The 13,874-nt window shown below is 33.6% G+C and carries 12 protein-coding genes and 2 pseudogenes; 3 read left to right on the top strand and 11 right to left on the bottom strand.

Going from position 1 to position 13,874, the window contains the following annotated elements; translation table 11 throughout:
* Positions 1–147 precede the first annotated feature (147 nt).
* Complete coding sequence (locus RTL21_RS20560; protein WP_483870172.1) at positions 148–1,020, bottom strand: C39 family peptidase; 873 nt, start codon at positions 1,018–1,020, stop codon at positions 148–150.
* Positions 1,021–1,255: 235 nt separating this feature from the next.
* Between RTL21_RS20560 and RTL21_RS20555 the strand changes: the two genes are divergently transcribed.
* On the top strand, positions 1,256–1,549 hold the full coding sequence (locus tag RTL21_RS20555; protein WP_312098648.1) for an AbrB/MazE/SpoVT family DNA-binding domain-containing protein: 294 nt from the start codon (positions 1,256–1,258) through the stop codon (positions 1,547–1,549).
* A 119-nt stretch (positions 1,550–1,668) separates the two neighbouring features.
* A complete protein-coding gene (locus RTL21_RS20550; RefSeq protein ID WP_312098647.1) occupies positions 1,669–2,922 on the top strand; it encodes a hypothetical protein in 1,254 nt (417 codons plus the stop codon).
* 62 nt (positions 2,923–2,984) lie between these two features.
* On the opposite strand, the gene lgt is transcribed toward RTL21_RS20550, so the two are convergent.
* From lgt to RTL21_RS20530, 4 genes are all read right to left on the bottom strand, one after another.
* Entirely contained in the window at positions 2,985–3,791 is an 807-nt protein-coding gene (gene lgt, locus RTL21_RS20545) for a prolipoprotein diacylglyceryl transferase (protein WP_312098646.1), read from the bottom strand.
* Positions 3,792–4,074: 283 nt separating this feature from the next.
* Entirely contained in the window at positions 4,075–4,278 is a 204-nt protein-coding gene (locus tag RTL21_RS20540; protein ID WP_312098645.1) for a DUF2933 domain-containing protein, read from the bottom strand.
* Positions 4,279–4,468: 190 nt separating this feature from the next.
* Positions 4,469–5,530: a YncE family protein gene (locus RTL21_RS20535; RefSeq protein ID WP_312098643.1), complete on the bottom strand. Its 1,062-nt coding sequence runs from the start codon at positions 5,528–5,530 to the stop codon at positions 4,469–4,471.
* A gap of 421 nt (positions 5,531–5,951) precedes the next feature.
* Positions 5,952–7,262 (bottom strand): methyl-accepting chemotaxis protein, encoded by a 1,311-nt coding sequence (locus RTL21_RS20530; RefSeq protein WP_312098641.1) that lies wholly within the window; start codon positions 7,260–7,262, stop codon positions 5,952–5,954.
* A gap of 229 nt (positions 7,263–7,491) precedes the next feature.
* On the opposite strand from RTL21_RS20530, the gene RTL21_RS20525 reads away from it, so the two are divergent.
* Positions 7,492–9,030, top strand: coding sequence for a multicopper oxidase family protein (locus RTL21_RS20525; protein WP_312098639.1), 1,539 nt, complete (start codon positions 7,492–7,494; stop codon positions 9,028–9,030).
* Between the two features lie 476 nt (positions 9,031–9,506).
* On the opposite strand, the gene RTL21_RS20520 is transcribed toward RTL21_RS20525, so the two are convergent.
* The 6 genes and pseudogenes from RTL21_RS20520 to RTL21_RS20495 form a co-directional block, all read right to left on the bottom strand.
* Positions 9,507–10,496 (bottom strand): YVTN family beta-propeller repeat protein, encoded by a 990-nt coding sequence (locus RTL21_RS20520; protein ID WP_312098637.1) that lies wholly within the window; start codon positions 10,494–10,496, stop codon positions 9,507–9,509.
* Between the two features lie 24 nt (positions 10,497–10,520).
* On the bottom strand, positions 10,521–11,042 hold the full coding sequence (locus RTL21_RS20515) for a hypothetical protein (RefSeq protein WP_312098635.1): 522 nt from the start codon (positions 11,040–11,042) through the stop codon (positions 10,521–10,523).
* 735 nt (positions 11,043–11,777) lie between these two features.
* On the bottom strand, positions 11,778–12,185 hold the full coding sequence (locus RTL21_RS20510) for a YidH family protein (protein WP_312098633.1): 408 nt from the start codon (positions 12,183–12,185) through the stop codon (positions 11,778–11,780).
* 374 nt (positions 12,186–12,559) lie between these two features.
* A pseudogene (locus tag RTL21_RS20505) lies at positions 12,560–12,815 on the bottom strand (histidine kinase dimerization/phospho-acceptor domain-containing protein); the annotation flags it as partial.
* 232 nt (positions 12,816–13,047) lie between these two features.
* Positions 13,048–13,296: pseudogene (locus tag RTL21_RS20500) on the bottom strand (ATP-binding protein); the annotation flags it as partial.
* An 89-nt stretch (positions 13,297–13,385) separates the two neighbouring features.
* On the bottom strand, positions 13,386–13,874 hold a 489-nt coding region (locus RTL21_RS20495; protein WP_312098631.1), incomplete at its 5' end, for a tyrosine-type recombinase/integrase.

The raw sequence follows: 13,874 nt of genomic DNA, 5'->3' as shown, positions 1-13,874 counted from the left end.
TCTAAACTATTGTCTATGAACCACTTTACACATCACAGCAAGAAACATAACAAAAATACTATTTAAAGCATAATATTTCTGCAGTTTTTTTCGACTACTGAGCAAAACTTGCTCCCTTACTTCATCTTCTATGTCATTACATAATAATTACTCCTGTTCAGGCAAAAATGTCACAGCCTGACTCCCCATTTGCTTCCAAGCATCAATAAAATCTTCCTTTAAAATTGCTTTATTTTTTTCCCCACTGATTGGATCATTGAAATATATATTTTGATCATCATATCCCGTAATTAATACAGAATGTTCCTTGTAAGTGATTCTAATATCTCCCTCTGGCGTTTTCCAAGATTCAAACGATGTTTCCGGAAGTGTTTTGTAAGTTGTATTTGTAATAACCCATACTGGAATATCTAACGACAAAAATGTTTTTAATTCTTCAAATTCTTTCCCTGTCAAATCCACTATTTCTCCAGGAAGGTACTGATCAGCTAATTCTTTAACCGCTTCATGATAAACACCGTATCCAGGATTATTGTACGAATACATATCACCAATAAAACCTTTATTTGGATTCCCCCAATAGATAACCCCACCCTGCTCCGATAACGGAGTGGTATTTTTTTTTATCTTTGCAGCCAACTCCATTTTATCAGTCTCAATCCCTCTATACTGTAAGAGCATTGCAAGACTTGTAACTTCACAGCCTCGTGGCAACTCTGGGAACTGTTTAATTATAGGAGCATCAATTAATACACGATCCTTAATAACTACAGCATTAATTTGTGTACCCTTCATTTTTTCTATAGGTGCTTCCACATCTTGTGCGAAATCATTCGAAAACATCCTTTCAAAAAAATCCTTCCCTCCCTCTTTCAAAATAATAGAAATTAATGTTGAATAGATCAGAGTAGTCAAAATTAATAAACTACTAATCAAAAGTTTTATTGCGCTCCGTCTATATAAGAAAAATAGAAGCATAAGAAAAAGAATAAAACCAACAACGAAAACACTTAACAACATATTAATTCTCCCTATTAATAAATCGTTTCACCAGTTATACCTATTCTAGTAGCTATATATGAAAAAGATATGCAGATAAGGATTATCCATAATTTAAAAGTATTTTCAGGATTAAAATATTTTCTCTGCATGATTTCTACATAATTTATTTGTATAGTTACATTTAGTGCTTATTCAGGCTACTGGTTACCGGTGGGATGAAGAAAAGAAACAGATAATGAGGATGGTGAATATTTTGTACTATAGACGTTTATCAAAAAATGGGCAAATTAACCTTCCAAGGGAACTGCTGAAGCAGATTCATGTAGTAAATGGTGATACTTTATATATTGATTACAACTGCACAACTATTAAAGTCATAAAGCAGGAGTGCAATCCGACATTAAACCAATGCATATTAAGTAATGGAAAAATCTCTATCCCCGCCGAAATTAGAAGATTTCTTGAAATCCCTTGGAATACCCTGATGAAAATTACAATATGGAAAAATAACATTTTAATAGAAAAAGCATCAGCAGAAAACGAATAAATGGAGTAATCACGAACGCCTCTCAAGGCGTTTTCCTTTTGCAAAAAAACTGCACAAATTCTGCATATATTAGAATTACAATAAAAAAATACCTATATTTTTATGCTAAGGAGTATCCTATGGACAGCTATTTTAAAAAAATTATCCAAGAATACCGTACCGATATAGAATCTGTTTATCAAACATGGTTTATTAACAACGATGAGAGACTAAAAGCTTTTAGGACAATACGCAATGGAATTAAGCAAGTTATTGAAGAGATTGAACAGAATGAATTTGGTAATGATTTTAAGGGTTCCTCACTTGAGGTTGTGGTCACGGCCATAGCTGAACAAAAACAAGTTTTTGAAGGCGCCGCACATGCATTTTACTGGAAACCTAAACTTCGAATTCCTGATATTTATGAAAATGAAGATAATAAAAAAGCGTTTGCCAGATTTCTAAAAAGCTGTCTGCAAAATACAAATGAAAAACAGTTACTCGAAGAGATATTAAAACTTCATCATATAGGGATAAAGGGACTTGGACCCGCAGTGGCTAATATTTTATACTTCCTTCACCCAACCATCTTTCCGCCTTTTAATACAGCCATTGTTAATGGTTTTAATAGTCTATTTAAAGAAAAGGTGAAATTGGGTTCATGGATAGAATACCTACGCATGAGAGAAAAAATATTAGATTTCAACAAGCGACATGGATCTCTGCTTTCAAAGGATCTTGGCGCAGTTGCAGGACTGTTTTTTGAAATTGGGATTACACGAATCGTAATTCCTGAGAATCATGAAGTAGTACTAAATCAACTAGAAAAGCGTGAAAAAAACAATAAAAAAAGACATAAAGATGTAGTAAATGATAGCATCGAAAACCATGATCATACTGAAATGCAATATCATCTAGCTACTCTAGGTTCTTCTCTCGGATATCATATTTGGATTGCCAGAAATGATCATAAACGGGAATGGAATCAAAAAAAACTAGGTGAATTTTCAATGCAGCAGTTAGGTCTATCCGATGATATTCCTTTTCAAGTTAGAGATACGATTTCTTTAATAGATGTACTATGGATTGATCAGAATGGCTCTATTGTTTGTGCTTTTGAAGTGGAGAAAAGCACCTCCATTTATTCTGGTATTCTACGACTTTATGACTTAGCATTAACTATGAATCATCAAAACTGCAAATTTTATCTAGTTGCACCTAATAAGCGTGAAAAAGAAATTCAAGCTCAACTGCTTCGTCCCTCATTTCAACATGAGCAAATGTGTAGCATCTCTTATGTGCTATTCTCTGATCTTCGCTGTGACTGTGATGCCATGTGTAAATTTGGAATAGATGCGAACGTTTTAAATAAAATATCAAAAACTATATTATAAAGCTTTTATCTTAGGGAGATCAGTGAAATATAAACACTGACCTCCTTAATCGAACTTAACCATTACTCCGTATATTTATATTTAGAATACCCCTTCCATCTTCTATATAAAATGAGCAAGATAGATACAGCGATTAAAGCCAGAGACAATACTTGAGCAATTCGTAATGATTCCGTGAGCATCAGGCTGTCTGTTCTTAATACTTCTACAAAAAATCTCCCAACTGAATACCATATAGCATATGAAAGGAATATTTCCCCCTGTTTAGGATTAAATTTGCGAAGTATAAGTAATAAAACAAACCCTAATAGATTCCATAGTGATTCATATAAAAAAGTAGGTTGATAATACGCTCCGTCTATATACATTTGATTAATAATAAAGTCTGGAAGATTTAAATTCTCTAAAAAAATTCTTGTTACTTCTGTTCCATGTGCTTCTTGATTCATAAAATTTCCCCAGCGACCAATTGCCTGACCAAGTATAAGGCTTGGAGCTGCAATATCAGCCAGTTTCCAAAAAGAAATACCTCTTTTCTTGGCAAAGACAACAGTAGTAATTACCCCGCCAATAATCGCTCCATGAATGGCAATGCCACCTTCCCATATAGCAATTATTTCACCTGGTTTTTGTGAATAATAGTCCCATTGGAATAATACATAATAAATTCTTGCACTAATGATTGAGATCGGAACCGCCCAAAGCAATAAATCAGCAAATAGATCTTGAGGAAGCTTTAATTTTTTCGTTTCTCTTGTTGCAAGCAACCAGCCTAAAGCAATTCCTGTTCCAATAATAATACCGTACCAATAGACTGTAAGCGGACCAAATTCAAAGGCCACTCTATCCAACGGTTGTATATTTACCACATTTATTCACCTCTTAATTTTTCTTTACAATAATAGTCTATATCATCTGTATCAAGATTTCGTGCAGTTTCATTGGTTGTTTTAAACAGGACTCTTTGTTGATTAAAAGTAACTTTTTATTATTGGCAGCGTGATATTGTTGATTTCAATCATCACAATTAACACAGCAAACTATTGGTTTAAGACAATAAACATTTAGAGCCTGTCATGAGGAAATATTGAATCCTTGATGACAGGCTATCACTATACCTGATATTAAAATTAAATGTATCGCATTTCGGCTTTAAGACTCTTTTTTGATCAATGTCGAAAGATCAGCAATCTCCTTTTTAAGCTTCTCATTTTCATTTTGTAAATTATTCATTTTCACATCTAATTCTGTCATTGAATGTGAATTATGGTGCTTATGACCTCCGCCATGTCCCTTCATCATAAATATCATCATTAAAGGACAGATCAGTACTAATAGATACGATAACCATTCCATTTAGCTCACTCCTATTATTTTTTCTATATTATAAGACTAAAAAGTGGAGAATTTATGGAGATAAAGGATGTTTTTACATAAAACAATATATTTATTAAAGGAGCCACTTCATGATCAGTTAAAATATAGAATTCTTACAGTTATATAGCTGGAACAGAAAAAATCAGCGGGGATGTCCCCACTGATTTTATTACTTCATGATACTAATACCATTTGGGATTTCGCCAACATTGATTGTATCGATTACTTTATTTTGTTCTGTATCTATAATGGACACTGTATCTTCATACATATTCGTTACATAAAGACGTTTGCCGTCAGAACTTGTCACGACACCATGAGAACCTTTTCCTGTTTCAATGGTCGCAATAACTGTTTTCGAAGCTAAATCTACTACCGAAACTGAATTTGATGGTTTATTCTCGGTTCCTTGGTTTGCCACATATGCAAATTGATTCTTTGGCTCAATATACACCTGTGCTGGGCCTTCACCAACTGCAACTTTTTCAACTTGTTTTGTTTCTAAATCCACGATAGCAAGCATGTTTTCACTATTCACCGTAGCAACAAGCATTTTCCCATCAGTTGTAATACCTGTTGTTACAGGTGTTGAACCAACAGTAATTTTCTTTTCTTCTGTCAACGTTTCAAGATTTAAAACACTGATTGTATCCTCGTTCATATTTGCAATATAAGCTGTCTGACTGTCAGAAGAGATTCTGAATCCGTGAGGACCCTCTCCAGTTTCTATTGTATTAGTTACCTTATACGTTTCCGTATCAATTACTGATACGGTATTGTCTTCATTATTCGTTACTAGAGCATACTTCCCATTTTCCGTAAATACGATATGCGCAGGATGATTCCCAACTTCCACTGTTTTTAACAATTCATTTGTACTCGTATCGAAGAAAAGTGCTTGACCACTCATTTCCATAGATGAACCTTCATGATTCATTTCTGGAACAACCGTTGCTCCTAGCACTTTTCCATCTGGAGAAACTTGAACATTGTGGACAGCCCCTTCTACTTCAATGGTTTTAACTACTTTATTCGCACTTGCATCAATCTTTGAAATACTACCACCTTCATTTGCAGTAAAATAATATTGTGTATCAGTTGAATTCTCTTCTGACCTAGTTGAATCTTGATCGGCCGTATCAGAATTTTGATTATCACTAGAGCTGCATCCTGCAAGAAAAACCCCAAGGATAATCAATAAAGAAAATAACCCTAACTTCGCTTTTCTCATTATTTTTTCCTCCCAATATTTTTATTACATGCTTAGAATAAGGATTCCCATTTTTATCAGATGTGATATATTTCACATCCCTAAAAAAACTAAGACAACTACGCAACGTTTTGTGAAAATCCATAAAAACTGCAAACATTGCCTTTATTATTATTGATTTAATTGCAAAAAAAGCAGACAAATTTCATCTGCTTTTAGGAGTAAAATTTTGATAATCATAATGATCTCATCTTATGAGAAAACTAATGACTGCCAGTATTCCTATAAATATTGTCCAAAGGACAAAATAGATGCCCGATGAACTTTGCTTGGAATGAGGTTCTTTTTTATTACAGCAACTCACGATAAGCTAACCTACCTTTTTAGAAGATATTTCTGCACACTAATAAATGGATCTAAACATTACTGGTAATTCCCCCCTTTAACTAGCTAAATTTACGTCAAATTTCTTTGTTAATATTTCCAACTCACTAGCGATTCTAGCTAAAGACTTGGCAGACGAATGAATTTCCTCCATTGAAGCCAACTGTTGTTGAGTTGAAGCTGAAACAAGTGTAGAACTTTCATTATTGCCTTTAGCTACAGAGGCAATTTTCGCGATTAAATTTGACACCTCTGAAGCATTTGTAGATATCTTACGGGATGCTAATAGAATCTGTTTCATTTCTTCATCATTTTTAGTAGTAGATCGAGAAATTACTGAGAATTTCTCTTTTGTATCCCTTGTGATGGATATTCCTTCATTTACAGCTTTAATAACAGATTGCATAGTTATAACTGATTCATCCGTAGCTTTTTGAATATGGGTGACAAGTAAGGCGATCTGATCTACAGATTGATTTGATTGTTCAGCTAATTTTTTTACCTCTGCTGCAACAACTGCAAACCCTTTACCCGCATCACCAGCTCTTGCAGCCTCAATAGCAGCATTTAATGCCAATAAATTGGTTTGATTCGCTATTTCAGATATAACATTAAGAATTTGTTCAATCTCAAGAGAACGTTCATTCAGTTGTTGAATAGACTTATCTGATTCACCTACAGAATATTGAATTAAATTCATTTGCTGAACCGTATTTTCTACTGCTTCTTCTCCTTCAATTGCATATAATATGGTTTGTTGTGAAAGGTCTGATACTTTTTCAGAGTTTATTGTAATATCATCAATTTCATGGTTTACTTCAGCAATTGCATTTAAAATTGTTTCCAAACCTATCGTCTGATCTTCAGTTCCTGTAGCAACTTCTTCTATGGAATAAGATATTTGTTCAGAAACTTTAATTGTTTCATTCGCACTATCTGCCAGTTGTTCTGCAGATAAAGCAACCTTAACTGATGTATCATTTGTTTTTGCAACCAGATCTTTTATGGTGTCAATCATTATTTCGAAGGAATTTGTTAATTGACCAATTTCATCATTTGTATTCTTAGGCATAACTACATTTAAATTACCTTTTGTGACTTTCTCGGTTACAGACAATAATGACTTTATTGGAGAAATAATGATCCAACGAATAAATATTGCCGTTATAATGATTGTAATTATTAGACTAATAACTGTGTTTACGTAAACTCCGTATACCTCACGAATGTTATGTCCAACGAATGAATTTAAATAGTTTGCTAGTGTCATGCTAATCAGTAGTGAAACAGCAACCACCAGAGTCATTTTACTCGTTAAACTTCGAAACTTCAGTTTTTTTAATTGATTTAAATCCTGTGTTTTTTTCATATCGTACAATGATCTCCTTCATTTTAGGGTTTATTACTTAGATTCTAATCTATAAATATGCAGAGTTTATGAACAAATAATAACTGCTTCGTAATCATTCTATAACCTAAAATTTATAATAAAAATGTGACCTTTATCGTTTATTTTTTTCACCCAAGGAAAATCCATATTTTCTGCAAAAATCTCCCTTAAACTATCAATGAAGTTCATAAATGTGGGGGGTTATGAAATGAAGATGAAGTTTGTTGCATTATTAGCTTTTATTGTTTTGATCTTAGCAGCCTGTACTTCTGAGAAAAACGGAGACACTGAGACTGTGGAAAAAGATTCCACCAATGTTAAGGGGATACAAACAACTAGTATCGAAACATTAACTGGTAACGAATTTACGCTTGTAGCGAAAGAAGCAGAACATCAATTAAACAGTGATGTAAAAGTTACTGCTTGGACCTTTAATGGATCTGTACCAGGTTCACAAATCCGTGTACAAGAAGGAGAGAAAGTGAAAATTCATTTAAAAAATGAGTTACCTGATCCAGTCACTATACATTGGCATGGAATAACGGTACCGAATGAAATGGATGGAATTCCTGGTGTCACACAAAATGCAGTTCAACCAGGCGAAACATTTACTTATGAGTTTACTGCAACTAATCCAGGAACTTATATGTACCATACACATCAAGATGGTGTAAACCAACTTGATAAAGGTTTATATGGGTCATTTATCGTAGAGCCAAAAGAAAAAACATATGACAGGGACTATACCTTGATGTTAGATGAATGGATGAGTAATACAGAGGATTCCTCTTCCTCCATGAGTAACATGAGTGAGATGGATCATAGCAATATGAGCGGTATGGACGAAAATGAGGATACTGACAGTAGTAATATGGCTCATGATATGAGCAGTTATGACATATTTACAATGAACGGAAAAAGTGGAGATAGTATAGAGCCTTTAACCGTGAAAAAAGGTGAAACCGTTCGGATACGGTTGGCTAATATAGGTTATCTTTCACATAGCATTCATCTACATGGGCATAGGTTTAAAGTAGTTGCTATTGATGGTCAGGAACTAAATGAACCACAAGAGATAAAAGATGAGTTAATTTCAATAGCACCTGGAGAGCGTTATGATATTGAGTTTGTTGCAGATATTCCTGGAGAATGGTATTTAGAATGCCACGGGGATATGGAAGGCTCTGAAGGAATGAAAGCTTTAATTCAATATGAAGAAAACAATCAATCAACTGATAAATCTAACCAAAACGAAGAATTGCCAATCTTTAATTACACAAATTACGGAAGTCCCATCAATCAAACATTCACGTTAGATCAGATTTATGATGTTGAATATACAATGGATCTAAATGGCAATAACACCAACAATAATTGGACAATCAATGGAAAGTCATTTCCGGACACAGAGAGTATTAACGTAGAGAAAGGAGATACTGTAAAAGTAAAATTAGTCAATAATTCGCCAACAGGAGTAAATCACCCTATGCACCTACATGGACATTCATTCCAGGTGCTTAGTAAGAATGGCATACCAGTAGATGGTTCTACAATTATAAAAGACACGATTAATTTAGAGCCTGGTGATGAGTATGTTGTTGCTTTTACAGCAGACAATCCTGGGAATTGGTTATTCCATTGCCATGATTTGCATCATGCATCTGCTGGAATGGTAAATATAATTAAATACAACGGATTTGAACCAGACTTTTCAGTTGATCCAGAAGCAAATAATTCACCTGCTTAACTAACTATTTTAATAAAGTAAAACTTCCATCAGTGGGGGTTTTTTCTATCCCCCGCTGATGGTTAGTTGAACCAATCGGGCTTTTACTGGCAGTTGATCCCCCACCTATCTTCTTCGACTTTGTAAACACAGAATCTTGAGGTGGGGGTCTTACTGCCAGTTAATGCGGATAAAAGAATGCGGCAATCTTAAAATATGATTGCCGCATTTTAATTGAAACCATTTCAAACATTCCCAGATGTAATTGATTATTAGAGTGATAAATCTCATTACATTTTTTAAAGGACTAATATTTCTTAACATATCCATTTTGAGTATCTTATCCCCGACTTGGAGTTAAAACTTTATTGGTTGTTATCCCCCACCTATACATTTTGAGTGACTAACAGAATATATTAAAACTGACCTTCTCACAATTAGTATAAAACCCAACTTCCAATGCTATGAAAAAAAGCTGAATAAAATCAGCCTTTTTACTACATTGATGTTATAAAAGAAAAACTAATTTCATGGGGTTCTTTTCCCAACTTTAACTTCTTGGTTATTTTAAAGCTATGATCATCCACAACCGTTAAATCATTTGAGTCTTTATTGGTGACATATAATTTTTCCTCACCCGGTACATAAGAAACATGATTTGCTGTTTTACCTGTCTTCACTTTATCTACTATTCTATTATTTTCAAGATCAAGCTTAATTAAATCATTAGATTCTCGGTTTGATGCATATAGATATTTTCCATCAGGTGAAATAGCTAATCCGTGTGTTCCTTCCCCCACTCTTATTGAGCTAATTTCCTTTTTCTTTACGATATCAATAATGGAAATAGTTCCATCGGTCACATTTGCCACATACAGATATTGATCATCCTTTGAAGGCTCTACTTCATTTGGAATAGTTCCTACTGGAATAGTGGCTACTATTTCCCCTTTTTCTGTATCTAACAATGAGACTTCGTTAGATAAGATATTTGCAATATACGCAAGGCTTCCGTCACTACTGAAATCGATATGAGATGGACTCTTTGAGTTTGTCTGGATTTCATCTATTATTTTTTCCTTTTCTGTATCGACTATACTGATATAATTGTATTCTTCCCCTTCTTTAAAATCTCCACTTGCTAAATACAAATAACGACCATCAGGAGTAAGGTCAATCCCATGAAGATTTTTCCCGGTTTTTATTTTCTTTTCAATCTTTCCTGAATCCGCACTAATGATAAATAATTCCCCTTTATCATAATTTCCTGCATAAATCTTTTTTCCGTCACGACTTACCTCAATTCCGTCAGAAAGCTGATTGTCCACCTTTATCGTTTTAACTATTTTATCGTTTTTAGTATCTATGACTGATATCGTACCATCTTTTACGTTAGGTATATAAGCTAGAAAAGTATCACGAGTGGCAATATAGATAATAGCTACTAGTATAGAAACTCCTATTAAGATCAGACCTGTCTTTTTCACCATACGCACTTCCTTTTAATCATATTATTGAAGGTTTGGTATTTCACTCTTTTCCCATTGAAATGTTCTTAAAGGAATATCATCGATACCGTTTAACTCAAGTATAATATTGTCTTCTATCACCGAACCTTTCCAATTTAGATACCCAACTAAATGATGGGAATCCTCATTTTCGTTCTTCCATTCAAAATTCCCTGTATTATTTATTGAAGTTCCGAATGATAGTTGCGCGAGTTTATCTATTTGATATTGAAGTACATCAACTGTATGCGTATTCATGACAACTTCAAACACTAGTTCATTTGATGTGCTTTTCTCAGGAATCAGTGTTACCTGTACAGTTACTGCACCTTGAGTATCAGCTCTTGATAACGACGTTTCAGTACCGGAAACCTCTTTTGAATTATTGTTGTTGACTTCCTCTACCTGAGCAGCAATCGTTTTTTCTTCTGTTGTATCAGGTATTGATAACTGCTTTATATAAAACCAACCAATAAATAGAATAATAGCTACTCCACCTATGAACATAATACTTTTTTTATTCAATTTTACCCCTCCCATTATTTTAATTCTTACTTTGTTATAATCGCAGGTACTTGTGCAGATACTGTTGAAAATAAATGAATTTTTTTTGACTATTAACTGTATTTTTCTCCACGTACTTTTTCTATTAGATGACTGAGTGTTTCCATCTTTATATCTATTACAGCTTTTAATAAGATCCCCCTTAGAACACTTTGAAAATAAAGAGTAAATTTTATAATAGCAATAGCAGCGAATTAGTTACCTTTAATTCTTCTTTATAGCTCTATAAAAAACGGAATTTTACATATTGACTGTTAAAAATATTAATTTATACAACTCATTATCAAGAAATAAACGGGTAAAGCAATCAATATATGATAAATAGGTGAGTGGGAGGTCTGGGGGGCTTTACTCTGAAAAAAGAATAATAAAATTAAGCTAATGAGATTTACAAGTATTCTGTCAGTTTATAGAATAATAGCAATTTTATGTGTTAGTGGTAGGGATACATTTTAGTGGGATTGCGAAAACTTTATCCATGCTTAATTTGTTTGCACATTAGAAAATGCAGAGATTAGATTAACGTTTCGTATCCGTTTTTAACATGAAAGAACGTGTGGAGAAGCTCTGCTTCATGGAAAGGAAGATTTATTAATAAGAGAGGTAACCTCACCGAAAGGTATGCTTGGTTCCCTCTCAATCTCCATAAAAGTTAACAGTATTATTTAAAAAGCTAAATTTAATGCACTCGTCACTTTAATACTTAATCAATAAGAAGTAGATTATAACCATGATTATTAAAATAATCATAAGAGTAGAGACCATCGTTATTTGAATATTCGAAGGATGGAATCTTTCCTCGATAATCTGACTTTTCTTTTTAGTGTAATTTTTCGTTGCCAAAAGAATGACCGTGACTCCAAGAATACATGCAAATATCCCTAAAATTATACTGATCATATCTATAGTTGGGTTCCTTCTAACCCCAATCGTAAAATGCAAACTCGTTGTAAGAAATCCTACACCAACAATTGAAACTACGGTTCTAATCCATGCCAAATATGTTCTTTCATTTGCTAAATGTTGTTGAGCATACTTTAATTGATTATTTTCCTTTATTAAGGAATTTACATCTTCTTCCTTATTTTGTTGTTTTATATTCATAATCATCACCCGAAAGAATGTACTTTTCTTTTTCGATATACAAATACGATCAGACCAATTCCGATTAATATCATGGAAACCACTTGGGCAATGCGGAGGTTTACTATGAACTTTACCCTTCTAAGTACAGAGACAAAATAACAAACACAAGTGACTCCATGAAAATTCATAAACAGGTCTACACATAATAAGTTCCATTGATTAACATCTTATTAATATTAGTGTTGAGATGCTCAAGTATCCAAAAATGTACTTGTAGTTGCACCACCGTGCTATATATTCAATCTAGAGGTAATGTAAACTGAACCCTCGTCCAATATTCTCCAAGATCTCCTTCACTTTGACCTCTTCCAATGAGTTCATATTTGTATTAGACTCTTCAGCTCTTGAGAGAGTTAATAATTCAGAAACAAGGTGAATAAGTCTGTCAGTTTCATGTAAACTTAAACGAATGGAGCGCTCCAATACTCTGGGATCATCCTTCCCCCAACGATTGATAAGCGATAAATGTCTATGTATGATGGACAATGGTGTTATTAATTCGTGGGATGCATCTTCTACAAATTGTTGCTGTTGCTGAAATGACTTCTCCAGGTTATCCATTAATTCATTAAACATAATCCCTAGCTCTGTAGATTAGTGTTTTTTCACAAATGTCAACTACTTAATAAAATGTTCAAAACATATTACTCGAAAAAAGTTCATTATTCTGATGCCTATTCTAAATTTAGAAAGTTTGTTTGTGATTTACCTGTGCAGCCCCGGCCCGCGCTGCCGGCCCTCCAACTAATTTGAAAACTCAGCTTAACTATAAATGTCAACACAATTATGTACATTTTCGCTTGTTTAAGGATGTACAAAATTACTCATTTTCTTTCGCAAAATGATCCTTTAAGCGGTAAGAATCCCCCACCATTGTTACAACTGTCGCATGGTGTAAAATGCGGTCTAGAATGGCATTTGCTAGTTTAGGCTCCTGAAAGACTTCATCCCACGCTTTGAAATTAACATTTGTTGTTAAGATCGTACTTCGCTTCTCATATCGCATGTCAATCAGTTGGAAAAACAACTTCGCATCCTCTTGATCAATTGGTAAATAACCAATCTCATCTTATGGAAAGTTAATTATTATGTAAAGTGGAGTGTTAAAACCCATGTACAATCAAAGATTTTTAACACCCAACTTTGCATAATAAAAATCTAGATAAACTCCTTTAACCAGCTTAATAAATCTTCTTTGTCTTTTTTTGTAAGCTTTTCATCAGGGAGAACATTAGGACTTGCTTGTTCAATTGCCTTCCGTTTGATTTCGGGATTTGATTTTGCATAAATTTCGGTTGTTGTAACCGAGGCATGTCCTAAAAAATCTCTAATGTATATTAAATTCACGCCACTTTCTAGTAAATGCATCGCTTTGCTATGTCTAAATACATGTGGAGAAACTTTTGTTGGAAATAAATCTGGATGTTTTATTTTTGCTACCACAATATATTTGTTTAAAACATATGATAGGCCTGCACGTGTGAGTTTTTCTTTCCTTTTATTAAAAAACAAGGGTGAAGAAATATTTGTTTCATTGAACAAACCGTAATCATTTATATAAGCCTTTAAAATATTTATTGTTTGTGGCATTACTGGGATAATTCGAGTTTTCTTTCCTTTTCCAGTTAATCTTATAGTTGTTGGTAC

The organism is Niallia sp. (genome assembly GCF_031978665.1).
Lineage (GTDB): Bacteria > Bacillota > Bacilli > Bacillales > Cytobacillaceae > Niallia.
Note: the sequence above shows the minus strand (reverse complement) of the source record. Positions and strands in the feature narration are given on the sequence as shown.